The organism is Desulfacinum infernum DSM 9756 (assembly GCF_900129305.1).
GTDB classification, from domain to species: Bacteria; Desulfobacterota; Syntrophobacteria; order Syntrophobacterales; family DSM-9756; genus Desulfacinum; species Desulfacinum infernum.
In genome coordinates this window covers 72,451-96,294 of record NZ_FQVB01000008.1, presented here as the reverse complement: position 1 = coordinate 96,294, position 23,844 = coordinate 72,451, and the positions used below count along the sequence as shown (strand labels likewise).

General features: G+C 62.9%; 17 protein-coding genes. 7 read left to right on the top strand and 10 right to left on the bottom strand.

All coding sequences use genetic code 11. The features are described 5' to 3' along the window. Positions 1–13 precede the first annotated feature (13 nt). The 5 genes from BUB04_RS04985 (at position 14) to BUB04_RS04970 (ending at position 3,328) form a co-directional block, all read left to right on the top strand. Positions 14–382 (top strand): four helix bundle protein, encoded by a 369-nt coding sequence (locus tag BUB04_RS04985; RefSeq protein ID WP_073037552.1) that lies wholly within the window; start codon positions 14–16, stop codon positions 380–382. 116 nt (positions 383–498) lie between these two features. After that, positions 499–978: a YbaK/EbsC family protein gene (locus BUB04_RS04980; RefSeq protein ID WP_073037550.1), complete on the top strand. Its 480-nt coding sequence runs from the start codon at positions 499–501 to the stop codon at positions 976–978. A 287-nt stretch (positions 979–1,265) separates the two neighbouring features. After that, positions 1,266–1,496: a hypothetical protein gene (locus BUB04_RS18955; RefSeq protein ID WP_143156357.1), complete on the top strand. Its 231-nt coding sequence runs from the start codon at positions 1,266–1,268 to the stop codon at positions 1,494–1,496. Further along, a complete protein-coding gene (locus BUB04_RS04975) occupies positions 1,486–2,637 on the top strand; it encodes a sulfite exporter TauE/SafE family protein (protein ID WP_073037649.1) in 1,152 nt (383 codons plus the stop codon). Before BUB04_RS18955 ends, BUB04_RS04975 begins: the two co-directional genes overlap by 11 nt. Before the next feature lie 175 nt (positions 2,638–2,812). Then, complete coding sequence (locus BUB04_RS04970; protein WP_073037548.1) at positions 2,813–3,328, top strand: hypothetical protein; 516 nt, start codon at positions 2,813–2,815, stop codon at positions 3,326–3,328. A gap of 223 nt (positions 3,329–3,551) precedes the next feature. On the opposite strand, the gene BUB04_RS04965 is transcribed toward BUB04_RS04970, so the two are convergent. The 10 genes from BUB04_RS04965 to BUB04_RS04920 form a co-directional block, all read right to left on the bottom strand. Continuing rightward, the gene (locus BUB04_RS04965; RefSeq protein ID WP_073037647.1) at positions 3,552–5,879 is read right to left on the bottom strand and encodes an FAD-dependent oxidoreductase; all 2,328 of its coding nucleotides are present in this window, start codon (positions 5,877–5,879) and stop codon (positions 3,552–3,554) included. Positions 5,880–5,917: 38 nt separating this feature from the next. Beyond that, the gene (locus BUB04_RS04960) at positions 5,918–7,552 is read right to left on the bottom strand and encodes a glutamate synthase-related protein (RefSeq protein ID WP_073037546.1); all 1,635 of its coding nucleotides are present in this window, start codon (positions 7,550–7,552) and stop codon (positions 5,918–5,920) included. Then, entirely contained in the window at positions 7,516–8,646 is a 1,131-nt protein-coding gene (locus BUB04_RS04955; RefSeq protein WP_073037544.1) for a class II glutamine amidotransferase domain-containing protein, read from the bottom strand. The genes BUB04_RS04960 and BUB04_RS04955 overlap by 37 nt, the downstream gene beginning before the upstream one ends. 194 nt (positions 8,647–8,840) lie before the next feature. Then, entirely contained in the window at positions 8,841–11,576 is a 2,736-nt protein-coding gene (gene glnE, locus BUB04_RS04950; RefSeq protein WP_073037542.1) for a bifunctional [glutamate--ammonia ligase]-adenylyl-L-tyrosine phosphorylase/[glutamate--ammonia-ligase] adenylyltransferase, read from the bottom strand. A 440-nt stretch (positions 11,577–12,016) separates the two neighbouring features. Then, on the bottom strand, positions 12,017–13,429 hold the full coding sequence (gene glnA / locus BUB04_RS04945) for a type I glutamate--ammonia ligase (RefSeq protein WP_073037526.1): 1,413 nt from the start codon (positions 13,427–13,429) through the stop codon (positions 12,017–12,019). Positions 13,430–13,901: 472 nt separating this feature from the next. Further along, positions 13,902–16,502: a [protein-PII] uridylyltransferase gene (gene glnD, locus BUB04_RS04940; protein WP_073037525.1), complete on the bottom strand. Its 2,601-nt coding sequence runs from the start codon at positions 16,500–16,502 to the stop codon at positions 13,902–13,904. Positions 16,503–16,758: 256 nt separating this feature from the next. Further along, on the bottom strand, positions 16,759–17,097 hold the full coding sequence (locus BUB04_RS04935) for a P-II family nitrogen regulator (protein ID WP_073037524.1): 339 nt from the start codon (positions 17,095–17,097) through the stop codon (positions 16,759–16,761). Positions 17,098–17,101: 4 nt separating this feature from the next. Next, positions 17,102–18,742: an NAD+ synthase gene (locus BUB04_RS04930; RefSeq protein WP_073037523.1), complete on the bottom strand. Its 1,641-nt coding sequence runs from the start codon at positions 18,740–18,742 to the stop codon at positions 17,102–17,104. 13 nt (positions 18,743–18,755) lie between these two features. After that, entirely contained in the window at positions 18,756–20,279 is a 1,524-nt protein-coding gene (locus BUB04_RS04925; protein WP_073037522.1) for a sigma-54-dependent Fis family transcriptional regulator, read from the bottom strand. A 26-nt stretch (positions 20,280–20,305) separates the two neighbouring features. Beyond that, on the bottom strand, positions 20,306–21,880 hold the full coding sequence (locus tag BUB04_RS04920) for a DUF4301 family protein (protein ID WP_073037521.1): 1,575 nt from the start codon (positions 21,878–21,880) through the stop codon (positions 20,306–20,308). Positions 21,881–22,069: 189 nt separating this feature from the next. Here BUB04_RS04920 and BUB04_RS04915 point away from each other — a divergent pair, with 189 nt between their 5' ends. Both BUB04_RS04915 and BUB04_RS04910 read left to right on the top strand, forming a co-directional pair. Further along, a complete protein-coding gene (locus BUB04_RS04915; protein WP_073037520.1) occupies positions 22,070–22,840 on the top strand; it encodes an MlaA family lipoprotein in 771 nt (256 codons plus the stop codon). 22 nt (positions 22,841–22,862) lie between these two features. Then, positions 22,863–23,831, top strand: a complete 969-nt coding sequence (locus BUB04_RS04910; RefSeq protein WP_073037519.1) for a calcium/sodium antiporter — start codon at positions 22,863–22,865, stop codon at positions 23,829–23,831. The last annotated feature ends 13 nt before the right edge of the window (positions 23,832–23,844 follow it).

Sequence of the window (23,844 nt, the reverse complement as noted above, 5' to 3'; positions counted from 1 at the left end):
AGGGGGGGACCGGATGGTTGCACAAGTCTTCGAAGACTTGGATGTTTGGCGCAAGGCTATGGACCTGGCTGCCGAAATCTACGGTATCTGCCGTAAGGCTCCCCTTTCCAGGGATTATGGTTTCCGGGATCAGATACAGAGGGCCGCGGTTTCCATCCCCGCCAACATCGCCGAGGGCTACGAGCGGGATTCCGACAAGGAGTACATCCGTTACGTTTTCATTGCCAAGGGCTCCAGCGGGGAACTCCGATGCCTTCTCCGGTTGGCCCACCGCCTGGGTTACCTGCATCATCAGGAATGTGAAGATCTCGTGGAAAAAGCCCAGGAAATCTCCCGGATGCTCAACGGGCTCATCGCTTCCATCAAGCGACGGTTCCCATAACCCCAACCCACTTCGCCTCTCGCCTTTGCCCTTTAACCTTTCCCCTTTCGCCTTTAGCCTTTAACCTTTAACCTTTCTCCTTTTACCTTTTACCTTTCACCTCCAGAGGAGAACCCATGCCCACCATTGAAGACGTGAAGGCTTTCCTCCAAGAGAAGGGAATCGAGGTCTGGGAATTCGATCAGTGGACCCCCACCTCGGAATTGGCCGCACGGGCGGTGGGATGCTCGGTGGCGGAGATCGCCAAGAGCATCCTCTTCCTCGTGGGCGATCGGCCTGTGGTGGTGGTCACCTGCGGGGATGTGAAGGTCAAGGGATCCCTTTTGAAGAAAGCGGCGGGGCTCACGGGCAAGGTGCGACTGCCCAAGGAAGACGAGGTCCTCCGTCACACGGGATACGCCCCGGGAGGCGTCTGTCCCTTCCTGCTTCCCGATCATGTGACCGTGGTGGTCGACTCGTCCATGCGCCGCTTTCCCAGGGTGTACGCCGCGGCGGGAAACGATCGGTCCGCCGTGCCGGTCACCGTGGACCAGCTGCTGGAGATCACCGGGGGGCTGGAAGCCTCCGTGTGCCAAGACCATAACCATGGCCCCTGAGAGATTCCCGAGATCAAAACATGGATACCCCGATGCGCAACGCTTTCTCGCCGAAGCCAGCCCACAGATTTCCCTTGCTTGGAAAGGGATTTTGTCCAATACTCTAAGGTCCCGTGAGTGGCGATTTTCCGTACAATATTAACCTTTTGAGGGAGGTGATTAACAAATAGCGGATGGGGGCCCGAGGAAACCTCCGAGGGCTTGGTTCGCAAGCCCGAAACGGTTGATGCAGTCACCTTCGCGCCAGTGATTGAGTTACAGGACACCTTGGTACGGAAGCGGACTGCATGCTCAAGGGTGATGTTAGCGCACCATGTTTTGAACAATTCCAGCTCAGGAGGATGCTCAATGTACAAAAATCGATGGAAGGTCAATCTGGTATCACTGATGTTGCTGGCTTTTTTGGCTTTGGCCCCGGCAGCATGGAGTCAGCAGGACACAACCCAAGCGCCGGCGCCCGCAACCCAGGAAACTCCAACCGGCACGGCACCGCAGCAACAGCAAGGCATGAGTTCTGAAGCGCCGGCGCCCTCTGCCCAGCAGGAGGCTCAGGCCCCATCGGAAGAGCCGAAACTGGTCGGCGACACCCTGGGGCTGCCCGGAAAGATCGGACAGGAAGTGGCCAAGGCCCCGCTTGGCACTGAGAAGGGTCAGATCGACCCCAACGCCCCGCGCGGAGTCTTTGGAATCCCAGGAGCACCGAAGGTCAACTACATCATCGCCATATTGTGGTCTGTGTGGGTCGGCTGGATTTTCTCCACGGTGGGCGCCTTCGGCGGCATCATGGCGGGAGTCGGGCACATGACCGTGATGGGCATCGGCCCCTATGCCAAGTCTTTTGCCAAGACGGCCCCGGGCCTCAACAAGACCCTTACGGACAGCGTGCGCACCTCCAACCAATTCCTGGTGGGGCTCTCCGCCCTGATCAGCACCATCAACTACCTGCGCGCCAAGCGCCTGGCTTGGCCTGTGGGTATCGCGCTGGCGGCGGGCTCCATCGCCGGCGCTCTATTCATCCCATGGCTCACGGGAGGCAAGGTGTCTTTCAAGCAATACCAGGGCTGGTTCGGGCTTTTCGTTTTTGTCGTGGGAGCTTTTCTGTTCTATGAAACCACTCCCAAGGGGCAGGAATCGAAGAAGGCAGCGAAACAGGCCGCTCAAGCCTTCGAAAAGGCCATAAAGGAGAAAGGCGACTTGGCCGGCCAGGGCGTGGCTTTCAAATCTTTTTCCCCCACCCACGCCACCTTCACTTTCTTTGGAGCAGAGTTCAAGTTCAATCCCATCTTGGTCTTTTTCGGCGGTATTCTCATTGCGGCTATCTCCTCGTTCTTGGGGGTGGGTGGAGGCTTCCTGTACGTACCGTTCTTGACCACGGTCGTGGGAGCGCCCATGTACGTGGTGGCCGGGACGTCGGCCATGGCGGTCCTGCTCAGCATGATCACCAGCATTGCCGGCTACATCACCGTGGCCAAAGCGGGTATGGATTGGGGGCTCATCGGCGTCGAGCTGATCGGCATCTTCATCGGCTCCATGATCGGCCCGCGTACCCAGAAGTACATTCCCGACATCTGGCTGAAGCGCATCTTCGTCATCCTGGCCTTTTACGTGGGCCTGCGCTACTTCAGTCTCGGATTCTTCGGCAAGTCCTGGGTACCGTGATGATCGGGACAAGTAAAGGGAGCCCGATGACAACGTTCCTTTCGGGTCCCCGAGGGGAGTGGTGTCCCTAGCTTTGGTGCCGGGCCTTCGTGCCCGGCACCGGTTTTTCATTCCTCAACCGCGGCCTTTCGCCCGCGCCGAAGGAAAGCCACCCGGGCAAAGAAAGAACCTGGTCATGACCGACACATTGCCATCGGCATTATCGTACGGCCTTTACGTGTTCCACGCGGCCTCAGCCGCAGCCGTAGCCGTTGTGGTTGGAGAATGTACCCTGGCCCTTGCCTATTGGGTACAGCGCTCCCATCTGCTGAGCCTCAGAAAACAGGTGGCGGAGTTTGAACGTCTGTCCAAGGCCGCCGCCGACCAGGCGGACCCGGCCACCTACCGGGCCGTGAACCGGGAAGGGAACGAGGCCTACGGCAAGCTGTTCTTCTTTAAGGTATCCCTGTCGGCAGCCGCCCTATGGCCCATATTCTTCGCCCTACAATGGCTCCAGAAGCGCTATGCCGGGGTCGACCTGCCGCTGCCCGGCCTCGGATTCGGCCTCAATTATGTGGTCCTCTTCTTGCTCTCCTATATCCCGCTGCGCATCCTGTTCTCCAGGATCACCCCCAAACTCCCCGGCTTCAGGAAGGTCCACGAAATACTCCACCGCGACGCCGACGAGTTGGGCTCGGATCTGGCAAGGTGATGGGGACCGGGTGAGCACGACGTGTAGTTTCACCTTCCATCGGCTCGCCGCCCGGCATTTCCGGCTTGTGCCGAACCGAAGACAAGCGCATCCATTTCTTGCGTGCTCTCTCGGCCCGCGTGGAAGGAAATGGGGGCAATCGGGTTTGAGAAGCCTCGCGCGAGGGAAAGATTACAGAGGGCGGGGCGGCAGCCCCGCCCCGGGATCTCGCCGCATTTGAGGGTCACTCCAGCGGATCGCTTTCCACCAGGGCCCAGATGCCGCAGGGGCACGCCCCGGCGCAGAAACCGCACCCGATGCACCGGTCCGGGTCCACCACCAGCTCGAAGTCACCGTTGTCGCCGCCTACGCGGCGGATGGCCGCCTGGGGACAGATGGCCGCGCAGATGCCGCAGTCGCGGCAGGACCCACACGAAGCGCAGGCCTCGCCGCACTGGTCCAGGCCGTCGAAGGCCATGAGCCGGGGATCGAAATACTCCAGCTTGACCCGGCTCTTGTCGATCATGGTCTTGGCGTCCCCCCGGGGGCGCCTGCCGGAAAGGATGTCGTCGATCACTTGCGCGGCCCGCCTTCCAGCTCCGATGGCATCGGTCAGCAGCCCGGGGCGGACCGCATCGCCGACAGCGAAGATCCGGGGATCGGAGGTCTGGAAGTTCTCGTCCACCTTGATGAAGCCGCGGTCCGTTTCCACCGTTTCAGGCAGGAATTCCAGATCGGGCTGGTCCCCGATGGAGATGACCACCGTATCGGCGGGGATCACTTCCCCGGTGGTGAGTTCCACGCCCTTTTCCGTCACGGCCTTGGTAAAGACCGGCCATCGGAAGATGGCACCGACGGCTTCCGCCGCCCGACGTTCCTTTCCGAAGGAAGCCGGCTCCTGGATATCGATGAGCGTGATCTTTTCCGCGCCCAGCCGGTGGGCTTCCGTGGCCACGTCGCAGCCCACGTTGCCGGCCCCGATGACCACCACCTGCTTGCCCACCTGGATCTCGCCCTTGCGGCTCTTCCGGAGAAAGTCCAGGGCGGGGATGAGGCGCTCTTTCCCCGGAACGGGCAGGATTCGAGGTTTCTGGGCGCCCACGGCCACCACGATGAAGTCGTAGTCGGCCTTGAGGCGCTCCATGTCCTCCCGGGTAAGATCCTGCTGCAGATGGACGTGGGGGAGCGCCTCCCGGATCCGTTCCAGTTCCGCCTGCACCACCTCCTCGGGAATGCGCGTTCGGGGGATCACGTCGGTGATCTTGCCGCCCAGCATGGGGTTACGGTCGTAGATCACCGCCTCGTGGCCCTTTTGGCGCAACTGCCAGGCGATGGAGATGCCGGCGGGCCCCCCGCCGATGACGGCGATCTTTTTTCCGGAAAGGGGGGGCAGCTCCGGCAGTTTGGCCTTGAGGCTGGCCTTTCCCAGCCGGGTCACGTCCACGGGGGGCATCTTGACGCTCTGGCGCGTGCACGATTCCATGCACAGGTTGGGACACAGGTACCCGCAGACGGTGGCGGGGAAGGGCGTATAGGCCAGGGCCATGTCCACGGCCTCGTCCACCCGGCCTTCGCGCACCAGGCGCCAGCGCTCATGGACGGGAATCCCCGTGGGGCAGCCGGCCTCACAGGGAGGCGCGTACTTCTTGTTTTCCCACACGGGTACGTAACGGCGAAGCTCTCCCGTCACGATGAGCGGGATGGGGCTCCGGTCCAGATCGGTCAGGTCCCCGATGAGGCCCCCGCGGCCCAATTCCTTGTCCCACACCTCCGTCCGGAAGGCGCTCATGGACCGGCGGGGCGCCGAGGCCTTTTCCTGGGGGCTTCGAGCCGCCAGGAGCTGCCATTCCTTGCGGTCGGCAAACTGGGAGAAGAGCTGGGGTTTTCCGATCTTTTCCAGGAAGACTTGGAGATTCTTCACCAGCCAGTGCCAGTCGTCGTCGCTCAAGGGCACCAGCTTGGCGTCCGCCTGGCTGAAGCCGCCGTGGGGGCCACGGAAGAAGATCCTTCCGCCCACCATGCCCACGCACGGCCGGTATCCCAGCACGTTTTCCGGGTTCTGGGGTCTGTGGCCGCAGATGACGGCGATGCCGCCCGCCATGAACTCGGCGAAGTAGTCCCCCACTGAGCCCAGCACCCACAGTTCGGGCGGGTCGAACCGGGGGTTATGCTTGGTCATGGTCATGCCGCGGGCGCCGATGTTTCCCGCCACGTAGACCTTGCCTTGGGCCATGGCGTTGGCCACGCCGTTTCCCGCATGGCCGTGGACGATGATTTCGGCACCCGCATTCAGCCAACCCACGTCATCGGAAGCCGGCCCCAGGATCTCCACCGTGGTGTTGGGAAAGCCCATGGAGCCCACGCGCTGTCCCGGAGATCCGTGGACCTTGACCAGAACGCGGTCGTCTCCGGCCTTCCACAGCCGGCCCCCGATCCCGTGCTGGCCGAAGGCCTCCACCTCCAGCACCCGATGCCCCTGGGCCACCGCCCTCTGGATCCGCTCTTCCAGAATGCGGGATTCCAGACGGTGTCCCTGTTCCTTTCCGGATATCCAATAGGATTCTCGTGCCATGGTCTGTTGCATGGACGTGTCCCCTCGTCTGTTGTCCGTTAAACCACGTACTTGATCTGAAGTCGTTCGGCCGCCGCGGCGTCATCGATGCCCAGCGCGTCCGACATGCCGATGGGAAGCGATGTGGACCGTCCCAGTGGAGCCACGATCTTCTTGAGCTCCGTATCGAAGCTCAAAAAGACGTCCACCACCCGCTCGGCCACCTTCTCCGGATCCAGGCGCCGGTAGAGCCGGGGATCCTGGGAGGTGATGCCCTTGGGGCAGACCCCGATGTTGCACACGTTGCAGCGGTCCGATTCGGAGCCCAGGCATCCGGCCGCGGCCTGCATGATGTACTTTCCCGTCTGCACCCCGCTGGCACCCAGCATGATGAGTGCCGCGGCGTTGGCCGCCAGGTTTCCGTTCTTTCCGATACCGCCTCCGGCGAAAAGCGGAAGTTCGTTCTGCCTTCCCAGCTTGACCAGGTTCAGGTAACAGTCCCGGATGTTGGACGCGATGGGATGGCCCATGTGGTCCATGGACACGTTGTAGGCCGCTCCGGTGCCGCCGTCTTCGCCGTCGATGGCGAGCGCCGCCGCATAGGGGTTGCGGGTCAGGTTGTTCAGCACGGCCAGGGCCGTGGAGGTTCCCGATATCTTGGGATAGACCGGCACGCGGAATCCCCAGGCCATGTACATGGACTGGATCATCTTGGCCACGGCCTCTTCGATGGAATACTTGGTCTGGTGGGTGGGCGGGCTGGGAAGACTCACTCCGGGCGGCACGCCGCGGATGGCCGCGATGAGCTTGTTCACCTTGTACCACATGAGCAGCCCGCCGTCGCCGGGCTTGGCCCCCTGCCCGTACTTGATCTCCACGGCGCACGGATCTTCCTTCATGTCGGGAATGGCGTGGATGATCTCGTCCCAGCCGAAGTAGCCGCTGGCGATCTGGAGGATGACGTACTTGAGGAAGCGGGATCGCAGAAGGCGCGGCGGACAGCCGCCCTCGCCCGTGCACATGCGGACCGGCATGCCCAGCTCCTCGTTGAGGTAGGCCACGCCCATCTGGAGCCCTTCCCACATGTTGGGGGAAAGGGCCCCGAAGGACATGCCTCCGATGATGAGCGGATAGATTTCGCGAACCGGCGGGATCCAGCCCTGTTCTTTCAGAAGCCGCAGGTTTTCTTCCGGCGGGAGCACCCGGCCCAGGAGCGTTCGCAGCTCGAACTCATGGCGCCCGGCGTCCAGGGCCGGGTCGGTGAGCATGGAGATGCGGATGAACTTGATCCGGTCCAGGATGCCGCCCGGAGCGTTCCTTCTGCCGCCGCGACGCCGGGGCTGCCCCCCCCGGTTGATGTGAAACCGCAGCTTGTCCGCCTCATCAGTCCGGTAGGGCATGATGGCCCCGTTGGGGCAGACCAGGTTGCACATGCCGCAGCCGATGCAGGCGTAGGCCGGATCCGTCTTCTGGCGGATGCCGTAAAAGACCTTGAAGACGTTTCCGGGCTGGTTGACCAACCCCACAGGGGCCTCCACCATGCGCTTTCGAAAGACACCCAGCTCGATGGCGTGCACGGGGCAGACCGTGGTGCAACGCCCGCACAGGGTGCATTTGTCCAGACTCCAATGGATCTGCCAGGGCAGATCCCGCACGCTCAGCGAAGTGGGGGTAACGTATCCTTCTGAGAACATATCTGAACCTCCTGGCGATCCGGACCGATGATCACCGTATCCAGGTGCATGGGTTGAAAATCCGTGGTCTTGTCCCGATCGGGAATGATGGCATCCAGGCCGCAGATCTCGGAAGACAGCGCGAACAGGCCGGGTTTCCCGCCCACCACGCCCGGGCGAAGCTTCTTGCGGTCCTGGACCATGAAGACCCGCTTGTCGGGAAGGCATCCGATGACGCAGTTGGGCCCGTCGATGATGAGGCGCCGGCAGCTGTGTTTCAGGTGTTTCAGGAACTCCCCGTTGGGATGCCGTTCCAGGTCCTCATCCTGCAGCGGCGTGATGATGTGCTTGTAGTAGGGCACGTCCAGCCCCAGCATGTGGAGGGTGTAATGCATGATGTGTGTGAAGACCTCCGAGTCGGACTGATATCCCATGTAGCCGGGAAATCCCCTGGAGGACAGGAACTCGCGGATGGGCACGAACGCCGTGTTCTCCCCGTTGGTCATGGTGGCCACGCCCTGGATGAAGAACGGATGGCAGGCGTAGAGATTGATGGCGTAATTGGTGTTCTGACGCCCCTGGGCCAGAATGATGCGCGCCCGCAGCTCCTTCCGGTCCAGACGGAGGTACTCGGCCACGGTCATGGGATCGCCGATCTCCTTGATCATGATGCAGTCCGGCCAGAAGCTGAAGACGATCATGTCCTCGTTTTCCTGGCCCATCTGACGCAGCTGCAGCCGGATCTTCATGAGCCGAAAATCGATCTCCTCCCGGCTCAGGCTCTCCCACTCCTCCGGCAGTTCGTAGGCGCGGATCAGATAGATGTCGCGCTTGGGCACCCCCGGCGGAGGACTCTTGGGAACCTTGATGGACAGCTTGTACTTGGTCATGAAGCCGATATCCATCATGAACCGGTCCAGCCTCTTGAGACCTTCGTTGGAGAAGATGCCCGAAAGAATGGGCGCCCCTTCCAGTTCCTCCCACGGCCCGCCCAAGTCGCTCAGAAACAGGCCCACGCCGGAGCCGTCATGGCCTTCGCGCATGACGTCCAGCGCCTCGATGGCCGTCATGGGCGACTGGGGTTCCGTGCTCGTCAAAGCAAATAGGCGGCACATGATTGAGAACACTCCTCTTTTTGACGTCACCAAACCATTTTTGGCGATTCAAGGGAATCTGAGGGCAAAAAAGGCCCACCACCTGCCGTGATGGGCCTTTTCGAACGACATTGTTCGAGTTGGGGATCCAAACGCCGTTGTTTGGAGGGATTCTTTTTGTGACAGAAATGTGAAGGTCTGTCAAACACAAAGTCTCATTTTTGGCACACCGCCTCCCATTGGCGGCGGACGAAGCGCCTGAGAGCCAGAAGGTCCTCCCAGGTTTCCACCCTCAGGGGGAGCTGGGGCGGAGGCCACAACCCCAGTCGGACCAGGTTCTGAAACTGGATGCGGCTGATTCGCCCGCCTCCCAGGTGGGTCATGAGGTGCAGCCGGTGCTCCAGGGCCCGGAGCACGTGGAAAGCGGCCGTGAGTTTTTGCACCGCCTCCTCGTTTTCCAGAACCCGCCGAGCCGCCTCGGGAAGCGCCAATCGCACATTGCCGCAGCGCAGTTCTTCCCTCTCGTGACCGTAGAGCAACTGCACCCCTTGGACCAGGAACTCCACGTCCGCCATCCCGCCCGGACCCAGCTTGAGATCCACCGCATCATTCCTTTCCGAGGCCCTTTCCTCTTCCATGCGCCCCCGCAATTCCGCCAGGCGCGGCCAAACGGACTCCGCGCCTCGAGGCCGGTAGCAGAGCGCCGCGGCCCGCTCCATCATCTCCCTTTGGAGGCGCCCGGGCCCCGCCACGGCCCGAAGGCGCAGGAGCGCCTGGATTTCCCAGATATCCGAGCGGTTGGCGTAGTAGTCCTCCCAATTGGCCCGGGTGACCGCCAAGGGGCCGTAATTCCCCGTGGGCCGGAGGCGCGCGTCCACTTCGTAGCCCGGCCCCTCCTGGAGCGGGGTGCTGAGCATGCGCATGAACCGGTGCATGAGCCTCACCACGGGCATGGGGATCTGGTCCGGGGCCTCCCCTTCCAAAGGCTCGTAGACGAACATCAGGTCCAGGTCCGAAAGGTAGTCCATCTCCCGGCTGCCCAGCTTTCCCAGGGCCAGGACCACCAGGGGTGTCTGGTCGGAAAGCTCCACGGCGGCGCAAACGGTCTTGAGGGTCTCCTGGATCACGAAGTCGGCCAGATCCGACAGGGCCGCCTCCACCTGCGGGTGGGACCAGACTCCGGTCAGGTCGCCCAGAGCCGCCAAGAGAAGCCTTTCATTCTTGAAACGCCGAAGCCACTCGAAGGTTTCATCATAGGCGGTGGTGCGCACCAGGATGGAACGGGCGGAAGACTGCCAGTCCGAATGGGAGACGGCCGGATCGTCCCAGTGGGCCAAGGCCTCCACCAGGCCGGGCTGCCGTTCCAGCATGTCCGCCACCAGCTTGCAGCGGGCCACGGCCCCCATGATCACGGGAACCCAATCGGTCTGGGAGGCGAGAAACGTCCGGAGGCCCGGACGGCGGCAGACCTGGGCCAGGTATCGGTCCACCCGGGCCGCCATGGCCTGACGCAACTCGTCGTCCACGGCCTCCAGGTATGGCAGAACTCCATCCTCCACCCGGCGGACGAATGATCGGGGAAAGGCGGCCAGCGACGGCGCTCGCTGATCTAACCAAGAGGAAAGGTCGAGGGAGGCCGCCGCCTCGGACGACGGTTTCGCCGGCGAGGGGACCTCGGCTTGGGAGTCCGCCCGATCCGGCCCGGAAAAAAGAGCGCTGAAATGTTCGTGCACCACGCGGCAGTGAGAATGAAGGGTTTTCAGGAATCTTTCCCAGTTCCCTTCGAATCCCAAAGTCGTGGCCAGACGCCGCCGGGCCTCGGTCGATGCGGGAAGCTGCTGGGTCTGTCGGTTCTGGTCCAGCTGAACCCAGTGTTCCACCCGGCGAAGAAAAACGTAGGCGGCCTGAAGCTCCAGGGCCGCCTCGGACGGCAGCAGATCCAGCTCCTGCAACCTCCGCAGGGCCTTCAGAGTGTTGGGCTCCTCCAGTTGCGGGTGGCGCCCTCCGTAGATGAGCTGGAAGGACTGGACCAGGAACTCCACCTCCCGGATTCCTCCGGCGCCCAGCTTCACATCGAACTGTCTCTTGGACGTTCGGGTGGTGCTCTCAAAGAGGATCCTGTCCCGCATGGCCTTCAGTTCGTCCAGGGCCTGGAAGTCCAGGAAGCGCCGGAAGACGAATGGGCGGATTTCCTTGAGAAAGGATGCTCCCAGTCCCCGATCCCCCGCCACGGGGCGCGCCTTGAGGAGCATCTGTCGTTCCCATGCCCTTCCGGTAAGGAGGTAGTGATAAGCGGCCCCGCCGGCCGTGGGAACCAGCTCTCCGTCCTTTCCCTGGGGCCGCAGGCGAAGATCCACGTGGAAAACCCGGTCCCCTTCCACGGAATCGGCCAGCAGCCGAACGAGTTTCTGGCAGAGGAGCGCTGTGTATCGGTGCTGCTCGGGGGATTCCCCTTCATGGGAAGAAGAATCCTGGCGAAGGAAGAGCAGGTCCACATCGGAAACGTAATTGAGTTCCCGGCCCCCCAGCTTTCCCAGCCCGAGCACCACCACCGGCACCCGGCCCAGACAGGCCGCGACCTCATCACGTTCCGCCTCGGGCACCCAGGCCTCCGGATGAGCCTTGAGCCATTCCAGCCCCACCTGAAGGCAGACCTGGGCCAGGTCGGCCAATTGCCCTGTGGTCTCCTCCAAGTCCGCCCAGCCCAGGAGGTCCCGGCCTCCAATGCGAAGGAAATGCCTCTGCTTGAAGAAGCGAAAGCACCGCAACGCTTCCTGAAAGGAAGACACCCGAGCCGATTCCTGGGAGAGATCCCGGAAAAGTTCCGTCACACCGTACCGGCGCCACAGGTTCTTCCGGTCCCACAGCCATTCCCCGTAGTCTTCCCGGCGGCGAAGGAGGGTTGCGAGGTAGGACGAGGCCTGTTGAATCCGTTCCAGTTCTTTTTCCATAGGAGCCTATCCGAAAACGGGTTTCCTTCATCAACCGACAAGGGCCCCATCTTCTTTCGCAGCCGCGGGGTTTCCGCCCTGCGGAAAAGGGGCGATTCCAACTTTCATGGTTCCCTTGCGCCGCTCCCACACACCCGTCATTTCCATTTGCGCCCATATGCGTTCATCCGCGGTTCTCTTTCACAGTGACCCCCATCACGGGACGGCCCAAGCGCACTTTGGGGAAGCAGGCTCCTGTAGGGGCGAATGATGATTCGCCCCTACAGGCCGTGGGCGCGGGCCAAGGTTCCGTTCCACGAGAAAGGCGGCGGTGGCCGCGGCCTTGGGGCCTTTCAGCATACTCGGATGCCGGCCGGGTGGGAAAGGATTTCGGAGGGGCTCTGTGCCGTCGGAAGGAGGGTTGGCAGGGGCGGCACGGGCGGCCGCCCCTCGCTGGGTGGTTAAATGTCGTAGTAAAGCATGAACTCGTAGGGATGGGGCCGCAGGCGCACGGGATCCACTTCCCGGGAGCGCTTGTACTCGATCCAGGTCTCGATGACATCCTGGGTGAACACATCGCCCTTGAGCAGGAACTCGTGGTCCGCTTCCAGGGCCTTGAGGGCCTCTTCGAGGGATCCCGGCGTGGACGGCACATCGGCCAGCTCCTCGGGGGACAGCGAGTAGATGTCCTTGTCCAGAGGCTCCCCGGGGTCGATGCGGTTTTCGATCCCGTCAAGGGCCGCCATGAGCAAGGCGCTGAAGGCCAGGTATCCGTTGCAGGACGGATCCGGGAAGCGCACCTCGATCCGCTTGGCCTTGGGAGACGCAGAATACATGGGGATCCGGATGGAGGCGCTCCGGTTGCGGCTGGAATAGGCCAGGTTGACGGGTGCTTCGTAGCCGGGCACCAACCGCTTGTAGGAGTTGGTGGTGGGGTTGGTGATGGCGCACAAGGCCGCGGCGTGCTTCAGGATGCCGCCCACCGCATAGAGGGCCGTGTCGCTCAGGCCCGCGTACTTGTCGCCGGCAAAGAGCGGCTGGCCGTCCTTCCAGATGCTCAGGTGCGTGTGCATACCCGAACCGTTGTCCCCGTAGATGGGCTTGGGCATGAAGGTGACCGTTTTGCCGTGGTTTCGGGCCACATTCTTGATGATGTACTTGAACCACATGAGCTGGTCGCCCATCTTGACCAAGGGGGCGAAGCGCATGTCGATTTCCGCCTGGCCCGCCGTGGCCACCTCGTGGTGCTGGCACTCCACGGCAATGCCCACCTTCTGCATCATGAGCACCATCTCGGTACGCAGGTCCTGCTGGGAATCGGTGGGCGGAACCGGGAAGTAACCTTCCTTGTGGCGCGGCTTGTAGCCCAGGTTCGGATTTTCCTCGCGGCCCGTGTTCCAGATGCCCTCCACGGAGTCCACGAAGTAGTACCCGAAGTGGGCGGAACTGTCGTAGCGGATGTCGTCGAAGATGAAGAACTCGGCTTCCGGGCCGATGTAGGCCGTATCCCCGATCCCGGTGAACTTGAGATACTCCTCGGCCTTCTGGGCGATGTGGCGGGGATCGCGGCTGTACTTTTCCTTGGTCACGGGATCCACGATGTTGCAGATCACCGTGAGGGTGGGCACCTTGAAGAAGGGGTCCATGACAGCCGTTGTCGGATCGGGAACCACCAGCATGTCGCTGGCATTGATGGGGGCCCAGCCGCGAATGCTGGACCCGTCGAAACCGTAACCGTCCTCAAAGCTGCTTTCATCGAACTCGCTAATGGGTACGGTGAAATGCTGCCAGATGCCGGGAAAGTCCAGGAACCGAAAGTCCACCATCTGGGCGCCGTTTTCTTTTGCGTAGGCAAGTACTTCCTTCGGGGTCATGAAGCGTCCTCCTTGGTCGTTGTTGGATACCTCTCAATGCACACAAAAGCCTTCACGAGCAATTTCCCTGCCAACCGGTGGAGAATTTTCGATCATGGGAAAGGACTTGGTCCCATCCGCACGCTCGGCATGGAGGGGCGAACCATCCTTCGCCCCTGCAATTCCTTGCTCCTGAAAGCCGCCTCCCCTTCTTCCGTGCCTGGGATTTGCGAAGAGTGAGTGAACGGGAGGAAGGGCAGCCGTCTGAACGCCGGGATCGTTGGATCGGGAAAGCCGGGGATGCCCCCCGGAGCTGCGGGGGTCGGGAAAACAAAATTGTTCCCCTCTCCGGGGCTGCTTCCATTCTTGGAACAATTTTGTTTCTTTCCGGCAAGCCCCGCGGAACCTCCCGCGGCTGTTCCCATCTCCCCCACTCGTCGCCGACCCGTTGGACCGCAACGGTCGGAGCCGCCCTGAAAACGACAATTTTGTATCATCCGCCCTGCCACCGCTGGAGGCATTCCAGAAGGCGGGTTTCGATCTCCGTGTGGTGCTCGGGGCTCTGGATCTTCTCCCCGTCCAGGTTGGTCACATAGAAGACGTCCACCACCTGGGCGCCGGGGGTGGAGATCTTGGCCAGCTGAATGGTGAGACCCAGCTCGAAAAGGGTCTGTGTGACGGCGTGGAGAACGCCCGGCCGGTCCCAGGTATAGACTTCGATGACCGTGTAAAAGTCCGAAGCGCTCTCGTCCAGGATCACCCGGTCCTTCTTGCGAGGCACCGCGGCTTTTTTCCTGGAGATGACGGGCTGGTACCGGCGAATCAGAGACTTCAGGTGATCCGCATCCTTCAGGCATTGCGCCAGGTCCCTGGACACCCGTTCCCAGACCTCCTGGGGATGCAGGGGATCCGGGATGTTTTCCACGGTGAGCACATCCAGGGCGATGCCCCTTTCCCGGGTGAAGATATCCGCCGAGAGAATGTTGCAGCCGTGGAGCCACAGAACCCCCGTGATGGTGGCGAAGAGACCGGGGCGGTCCGGACACGTCACGGTCACCTGCCAGAGCTCCTCTTCCAGGGGACGGGCCTCCAGGACGAGGGGCTCCCGCGGCACCCGCATTTCCATGTGGAAGTGGCGAAGGATGTCCTCCGGATCCTGGGAAAGAAGGTATCTCAGGGAGAGGCTCTCGAGCCACTGTTCCACCCGGGGTCTGTGGGCCTCTTCGCAGAGTTCCAGAACCAACCGCTGCACGGCCTCCGCGCGGGACTGAGCATCTTCCGGCCTCCAGTCCCCCCTCTCCAGGATGCGATCCACCTTGATGAAGAGCTCATGGAGAAGCGACGCGCGCCACGTGTTCCATGCTCCGGGGCCCGTGGCTCTGGAGTCGGCCACCGTGAGGAGGTAGAGCAGGCGCAGGCGCTCCCGGTCCACCACGCGCATGGCGCACCGGAGGATGGGCTTTTCGTCGCTCAAGTCCCTCTTGAGGGCCGTCTCGGCCAGCAGGAGGTGGTTGCGCACGAGAAACTCCAACAGTTCCCGCTCTTCGGGATCCAGGCCCAACCGCACGGCCAGATCCCGGGACATGTCGGCACCGCGCACCGAATGATTCTTGCCCGCCCCCTTGCCGATGTCATGGATCAGGCCAGCCAGGTAGAGCACCCGTTTGTGGTGGATCTCGGAAAAGAGGGACGCCAGCTGGACCTGAGGCGCCAGGGAATCCTCGCCGGCCTCCAGCCGGTGAAGTTCCAGGACGGTTCTCAGCAGGTGCTCATCCACCGTGTACAGGTGGTAGACATCGTGTTGGACCCGGTAGCGCACCGGGGCCAGCTCCGGCAGAAAGGTCTGCAGGAACCCCGTTTCCATCATGATCTTGAGGATCGGAAAGGCCTTTTGGGGGTGGAGCAGGATGAAGAAGAAGCGCTCCACGGTCAGGGGATCCGTTCGGACCGCATCGTTCACGTGATTCAGGTTCTCCCGGACGATCTGGCCGGTGCGATGGTGAAAATGGGCCCCTTTGCAGGCCGCTTCCCAAAAGAGCGTCATGATGATGGAGGGATCCTCGGGGATCCGTTCCGGCTCCACGAAAAACAGGTGGTCTCCTTCCAGCAGGAGAGGTCCCGGGAGGATCACCTTGCGCCGACGCCGGCTTCGACGGTCCTTGTCGTGTTCCAGGCGGTCCACCAGAAACGCGGCAATGCGGCGCACGCGGGCGGTATGCCGGTAGTAGAGCCGCATGAAAGCCTCCACGGCGGATCCCTCGGTCCCGTCCAGAAAGCCCAGTCGATGGGCCAGGTTTTCCTGGTCCGTGAGCAGAAGCTGGTCCTGGCGCCGCCGGTTCGCGCGGTGGAGCTGCAGGCGTACGCGCCACAGAAAGTCTTCGGCCTTCTCCAGCCACAGGGCTTCTTCCGGAGACAGCCACCCTTCAGCCACCATCCGATCCCGGGACGAATCGCCCAGGAAGACCGTGCCGATCCAGCGGATACTGTGCAGATCCCTCAAGCCCCCCAAGCCTTCCTTGATATGGGGCTCCAAGAGGTAAGTGCTCTCCCCGTATTGCCGCGCCCGCTGGGATCGGAATTCCTTGAGCCGTTCCAGGAACCGAAAGCGCTTGCGCACCCCGAAGGACCGCACCAGGTCCTCTCTCCAGGATCGGAAAAACGCTTCGTCCCCGGCGATGAAGTGCGCCTCCAGGTTCGTGGTCTGGGCGCTGAAATCGTCGGCCATGAGCTTTTTCAATCCGGCCTGGGACAGGGTGGAATGTCCCACCTCGAATTCGGAATCCCACAGGCCGTAGATGACGTCGCGCACCAGCGCTTCCATGCGTTGAGGCAGGCGGCGCTTGTAGAGGAAAAGAAGATCCAGGTCGGAGACGAAGCTCAGTTCCCCGCGCCCGAAGCCGCCCACCGCCGCCAGGAACCAGCCTCCGGAAGACTCGATCCGCGGCCCCACGGCCTCCTTCAGGGCCTCCAGAACCCCGCGGGCGTAGGTTCGGGCGGCCGTAACGCCGGGCACATCCCGGGCGCACAGTTCGGCGAATTCCTCTCGCAGCGATCTGAGACCGGTAAAGACAGCGGCGGATGCATTCAAGTTCATGGAAGTTCCCCGTTTCGGGACTGAGCCGTTGTGAAGGTCGAACGGTTTCGACGGGCGGGCGAAAAGCCCGCCTTTACGAAGGTTTTGGTAGGGGTGGTCCGCGAAACGCCCCTACAGAAAACCCTCACCGCCGGCAATCTGGGTAGGGGCGGGGTTTATCCCCGCCCGCCAATCCCGCAGGGCTGAAGCCCCGCGGCTACGAAAAGTGCCCAAATTCCACGGTACCTGGAGCCGGAACGATCTTGTCGGACTCCGCTTAGACCGCCTGTTCCCCCCGCTCTCCGGTGCGGATCCGGATGCACTCTTCCACCGGAAGCACGAAGACCTTGCCGTCGCCGATCTTGCCCGTGCGGGCCGCCTCGCAAATGGCTTCCACCACCTCGCCCACCCGGTCGTCTCCCACCACGACCTCCACCTTGATCTTGGGCAGGAAGTCCACCACGTACTCCGCCCCCCGGTAGATCTCCGTGTGGCCCTTCTGACGGCCGAATCCGCGGACCTCCGTCACCGTCATGCCCTTGATGCCCAGGTCCGTCAGCCGCTCCTTCACGTCGTCCAGCTTGAAAGGCTTGATGATCGCTTCCACCTTCTTCATGATCTCATTCCTCTCGGTATCGATGGGCTATGGGGCATCGCCTCCCGGATCCGAACGCCTTGGTGGTCACCCTCAGCACCGGGGGGGCCTGCCATCGTTTGTATTCGTTGCCATCCACCCGTCGAAGCACCCAGCGCACCACCTCCGGGTCGTAGCCGTCGGCACAGATCTCCTCGAAAGACCGCCGCTCCTCCACGTAGGCGGCCAGGATGGCATCCAGCAACGGATAGGGCGGAAGGCTGTCCTGGTCCCTCTGGTCCGGTCTCAGTTCGGCCGACGGAGGGCGGGTGACGATCCGTTCCGGGATCCAGCCGTAGCGCCGGTTGACGTGGTCCGCCAGCCGGTAGACCAGGGTTTTGGGCACATCGCCCAGAACCGACATGCCCCCGTTCATGTCGCCGTAGAGGGTGCAATACCCCACGGCCAGTTCCGACTTGTTGCCGGTGTTGAGCACCAGGCTCCCGAACTTGTTGGAAAGGGCCATGAGCAGCAGGCCCCGCAGCCGTGCCTGGATGTTTTCCTCGGTCACATCCGGCTCCCGATCGGCGAAGACCGGCTGCAGGGTCTCCCGGGCGGCCCGGAACAGGTCATGGATGGGCACCACTGCGAAGCGAACGCCAAGGTTGGCCGCCAGGGCCCGGGCATCTTCCAGACTTTCCGGCGCGTTGTAGGGCCCCGGAAGGGCCACGGCCAGGACGTGCTCCGGCCCCAAGGCCAGCCGGGCGATGCAGGCGGTCACCGCGGAATCGATCCCTCCGCTCAGTCCCAGGACCACATCGCGAAATCCGCACTTTTGCGCATAGTCCCTCAGGCCCAGCACGAGAGCTTCCAACACTTCGGCCGCGGCCTCCACAGGCGGCGTTTCGGGCATCGGCCGGGGTCTTTCCAGATCCAGCAGGATCAGGTCTTCTCGAAAGTCGGCCCCGCAGGCCAGCAGCGCTCCATCCGCACCCCACGCCATGCTGTGGCCCTGGAAGATGAGTTCGTCGTTTCCGCCCACCTGGTTGACATAGATCACGGGCACGGCGCATCGGAGCGCGTGATCCCGGAGCAGGTCGCCCACCCACCGGGCCTTGCCCACGTGGTAGGGGGACGCGGCGATGTTGATGAGCACCTCCATGCCCGCCGAACGCAGATCCGCCACCGGATCCACGCGGTACAGGGGCCTCGGCAGGTAATCGGGCCGGGTCCACACGTCTTCGCAGATGGAAACGCCGATTCGCCTTCCGAGGCAAGTTACCACGCCGGGCTCCCGGCCCGGTTCGAAGTAGCGTTCCTCGTCGAAGACATCGTAAGACGGCAGCAGGCGCTTTCGGATCACTTGCCGCAGGGATCCGTCCTCAAACCAGAGCGCCACATTGTGTAAGGGCTTTCCATAGGGCTCCGGGTTGTGGGCCACGGCTCCGCAGAGAACCGCCGTCCCCCGGCTCGCCCGGGCGATCTCCTCCCAATGGCGCCGGCTCCGATCCACAAAGCCGTGTCGATCCAGCAAGTCCCGGGGCGGATAGCCCACCAGGGCCATCTCTGGAAAGACCACCAGATCCGCCCCCTGTGATCGGGCCTGTTCCACTCCCCTTCGAATCTTGGCCGCATTGCCGGCGAAGTCCCCGATGGTGGGGTTCATCTGAACCAGAGCGATCTTCATGGCTCTTTTTGCCTCACACGGACCGGTCCCGGAAGCGCTTGGGATCGATGCCGTACTTTTGCACCTTGTACTGGATGATCCGCTTGGTGGTACCCAGCAGCCGTGCCGCCTGGGACTGGTTGCCCTGGGCATCTTTGAGCGCCTCCACGATGAGATCCCGCTCGTAGGCCCCCACCAGTGCCTCCAGCTTCCCCCGGGACCGGGAGCGAAGCTCCGCGGGCTTCATCTGCAGGGTCGGCGGCAGGTGACGGGCCTCGATGGCATCGCCGGAAGCGAGTACCACCGCTCTTTCCATGCAATTTTCGAGCTCACGGACGTTGCCCGGCCAGTGGTAGGCCATGAGCAGGTCGATGGCGGGAGTGGAAATGCGCTTGACCGATTTGCCGAACTGCTCCGCATACTTCACCACGAAGTAATCGGCCAGCAGCAGAATGTCGGGACCGCGGTCCCGAAGGGGAGGCAGGAAGATGGGGAAGACGTTCAGGCGGTAGTAAAGGTCCGAGCGGAACCGCCCCTTGGCCACTTCTTGTTCCAGGTCCCGGTTGGTGGCCGCCACCACCCGCACGTCCACCTTCACGGTGCGGGACGAACCCAGAGGCTGGAACTCCCGTTCCTGGAGCACGCGAAGGAGCTTGGCCTGGGCCACGGGGGAAAGCTCTCCCACCTCGTCCAGGAAAATGGTGCCTCCCTGGGCCTCCTCGAACCGTCCCCGCCTCCGGGTGACCGCCCCGGTGAAGGCCCCCTTTTCATGCCCGAACAGTTCGCTTTCCAGCAGCGTGTCGGGCATGGCGGCGCAGTTGACCCGGACCAGCGGCCCCTTGCTGCGGCGGCTGTTGTCATGAATGGCCTGGGCCACCAGCTCCTTGCCCGTACCGGTTTCCCCGTGGATGAGCACGGTGGTGTTGGTGTCCGCTACCTGGTCGATCAATCGCAGGACGTCCCGAATCACCTTGGACCGCCCGAGGATCTGGGTCTTGGGGCGACGGGCTTCGGCCAGCAGGCTCCGGAGCCTTCTGTTTTCCTCCTCCACGGCACGGAAATGGACCCCCTTGCCCAGCAGCTCCGCCACGGCGCTCAGCAGCGCCACCTCCCGGCCCAGGTCCGCCACGTTCCGGCTCAGCTTGTCCGCGGAAAGAACCCCCACCACCCGTCCCTGGTGGAAGATGGGCACGCACAGGAAGGCCAGCTCCTTTCGGTCCAGTTTCTTGCGGGCGCCCGTCCGGTCCAGAAAGTGGGTTTCCTCGCCCAGGTTGGCAATGGCCAGCGGGCGGCCGGTCTGAGCCACCTTGCCCGTAATGCCTTCCCCGGGCCGGTAGATGACGCTTCCCGCTCGCACGTCCACACCCCGGGCTACGTCCAGCCAGGCTTCGCCCGTACGGGCATCCAGGATGGAGATCATGCCCCGTTCCATGCCCAGCCGATCGCTCAAAATCTCCAGCACGCCTCGCAACTGCTCCTTGATGTCGTCGGGTCTTGCCAGAGTCCGGGCGATCTCGTGGAGCGCCTCCAGTTCTTCCAGCGTATATTTCTCTTTCATGGGCCTTTTCGAATGGAGTCCTTCCTTTAAGGGCGGGCGGGCGGCTGGTGTTCCGGCCGCAAGAGATCCAGCACCGTCTTGACCGGGTTGAAGGTGATGGTCGGCACCTCCACCATCAGGGTGTTCCAAAAGGCCATGGAACCGTTCCACAAGCCTGGGCGCTCCAACGCCTTCAGGGGCCTTCCGTCCAGGGACTTCCGGGTGATGATCACCGCGCTGGGATCCACGTACCTTTTCAGGTCGTAGGGCTTGCCGTCCGGGTCGCGAAGGGCGCAGACCAGATCCACGGGGTTGAAGTGGGTGGAGCGGCTCCAGATGGCCCGCTGCTTGGGATCGGCCATGTTCACCTGCGCTTTTTCCACGATTTGGACCAGGATACGCCCCTTGCCGTTGCGCACCCAGAAGGGACCTCCGCCCGGCTCCCCCACGTTTCGCACCATGCCGCACACCCGCACGGGGCGGTCCAAGGCATCCAGGAGCAGATCCCTCTGGGCCGAAAGGGACCCGCCGATGGAACAGGGCACCCCCCAGAAGGTTTCCTGGACGAACCGGCGGGCATCCTCCACGGCGCTTCGGGACGCGCCAGCCCGCAGCCGCTTGATGTGCCCATGCACGCGTCTCTGAATCAGAACCGCAAGCCCCCCCAGGATCCGCTTCCAGCGGATGGTCTCCCCTTTCAGGTGATCGGGCACCACGTTGTCGATGTTCTTGATGTAGACCAGGTCCCCGTTCAAGCTCGCAAGGTTTTGAAGGAGCGCGCCGTGCCCCGCCGGTCGGAACACCAGGCGGCCTCGGGAATCCCGAAAGGGCCTGTTATGATCGTCCACGGCGATGGTGTTGGTGGACGGACTCTGGTGGGAAAGGCCGATGACGTATCCCGTATCCAGACGGCGCTCGTGGAGGAACCGCACCTTCTCCACGTGATCCCGGAAGAGATCCTCGTGTTCCGGGCTGACCGTGAAATGGATCCGGCAGACCCCGTCGGCATCCCGAACGTATTCGGCCGCCTCCGCCAGGTGTTCTTCCAGAGCCGTACGCACGTGGTCGCCATAGCGGTGAAAGGGAATGAGGGCCTTGGGAAGGCGTCCCAGCCCCATGCCTTCTTCCGTGAGCAGGGTCCGGAGAGGGCGCTCCAGATCCCCGGCCCTCAAGGACTCCTCCAGGCGCCAGCCCTGACGCTCCGCACAAGCCTTCCAGGCGTCGTAAAAAGCAAACCGATCCGCCTGGTCCACGAAACGCACGACTCCTTGCGCATCCTCGTCCCCTCCGGCCGCCCGCTCCCGGAGCTGCTCCAGGGAAGGAACGGGATCTTCATTCAGGACGGCGAACAGGGCCTTGAACATGCGGGTGGCGGCACCGGAAGCCGGCACGAATTTCAGGTAGCGGCCGCTTCTGGCCGCCCTCTGGTATGCCTCCAGGCACGCCCTTTCCAGGGCGCCGTCCACCGTGATGACGCCGTCTCCCAGGGTGCAGGGCCGGTGAAGATCCACAAAGACGTCCTGTCTCGAAAAGAGCTCCAGTTGCCGCTGCACCTCCTCCACCGAAATCCCCAGTTCCGAAAGCTGCTTGAGGTCGTCCCGGGAAAAAAGCGTTTGGTCCATTCTGTCGGGCCTCCGTCGTTTCCGCTGTGAAGCGCGTTCCTGTCGCGGCCGGGTCTTCGTGGGGTCCACACATATCACAAACGGGCCCGGGGTAGAAAGACCGGGTGCGTTATCCTGTTGACAAACCTGCGGCGGGGCGCGTTAGATGAGGCTTTCCGTTCACGACCCGGCCCGAGATGGAGGAAGACAATGCACAAGGACAGACGCGGCGGAAAGGTCAAGGGTACGGCCATCTGGTTGGCCGTTGCGGTTTTGTTGGTTCTTGGCGGATCCTTTTCGGCTCCCTGTGGCGGGACGGCTGCGGCGTGGGCGGCCGGCGACGAATTCCAGGATCCCTTCGCCGAGGAGACGGTGACGGTGGCGGATCCCCTGGAGCCCATGAACCGCTTTTTCTTCCAGGTGAACGACAAGCTCTATTTTTGGCTTCTCAAGCCCACGGCCAAGGTGTACGGGACCTTCCTGCCGCCGGGGGTGCGCATCGCCATTCGAAACGCCTATGACAACATCCTGGCGCCCGTGCGCATCGTGAACAATCTGTTGCAGGGCAAGCTGAATCGGTGCGGTGTGGAGATCGCCCGCTTCGCCCTCAACTCCACCCTGGGGGCCGGAGGGCTGTTCGACCCGGCGGAACAGGAATTCGGCCTCAAGGCCCATGAGGAAGACTTCGGGCAAACCCTGGCCGTCTACGGCATGGGCAACGGCCTCTACATCAACTGGCCGCTCTTCGGCCCGTCCACGCTCCGCGACACCCTGGGATTCGGTGCGGACACCTTCCTGGATCCCACGTCCTATCTCTATCCGCCCGCCGGCCTCTATGCGGGGGTGAAGGCCGTCAAGGTAATCAACAAGACGTCACTCCGCCTGGGCGAATACGAAGACTTCAAGGCGTCCGCCCTGGATCCCTACATCGCGCTCCGCGATGCATACGTCAGCTACCGGCACAAGCAGGTGAAGGAATAGACCGAAGGAGGAGACTGGCTTGATGATCCTGTACGCTGCGGCCGTGGCGGCCGGCATTCTGGCGCTCATGTGGGGCGCGGACCGATTCGTGGAGGGGGCCGCCCGACTGGCGCGCCGCCTGGGGATTTCTCCAATCATCGTGGGACTCACCGTGGTTTCGTTCGGCACGTCGCTCCCGGAGCTGCTCATCACCGTGACGGCCGCCTTCATGGGACATCCGGACGTGGCGGTGGGAAACGTGGTGGGAAGCAACATCGCCAACATCGGGCTCATCCTGGGCACCGCTTCCCTCTTTCGCCCCCTCATGATCCACTCCGCCTTGCTTCATCGTGAATACCCGGCGCTGGTGGTGGTTTCGGTTCTGGCCTGGCTCATGGCCAAGGATGCGGTCTTCAGCCGTTTCGAAGGCCTTCTGCTGCTGGGAGGCATGGCCCTTTTCCTGTGGTGGATGGCAAAGTCCGCTCAGCAGGGGCATGTGGACGCCCTGTTGGAGGAAGCGGCTGAAAAGCCGGTATCTTCGGAAAAGGAAGGCGTTCGCAAGCCTCTGATTTATCTGGTGATGGGCCTGGTGTGTCTCACCCTGGGAAGCCGGCTGCTGGTCTGGGGCGGTGTGGGTATGGCGCGGGCCTTCGGCGTGAGCGAACTGGTGATCGGGCTCACCCTGGTGGCTCTGGGGACGAGTCTTCCGGAACTGGCCACCTCCGTGGCGGGAGCCATCAAAAAGGAAGACGACATCGCGGTGGGCAACGTGGTGGGATCCAACATTTTCAACATCCTGGCCATCCTGGGCGTTCCGGCCACCATCATGCCGCTTCAAGTTTCTCCGGAAGCCTTTCGCCGGGATTTTCCGGTCATGCTGCTGGCCACCTTTCTCTTGTGGCCCGTGTGTCGGTCCTGGAAGGCCGGAAGACAGGGCAGGGTCAATCGTGTGGAAGGAGGCGCCCTGGTGGTGGGCTACCTGGGCTATATGACGTATCTCTTCGTGCACTGAGCCGCCGCCGGGA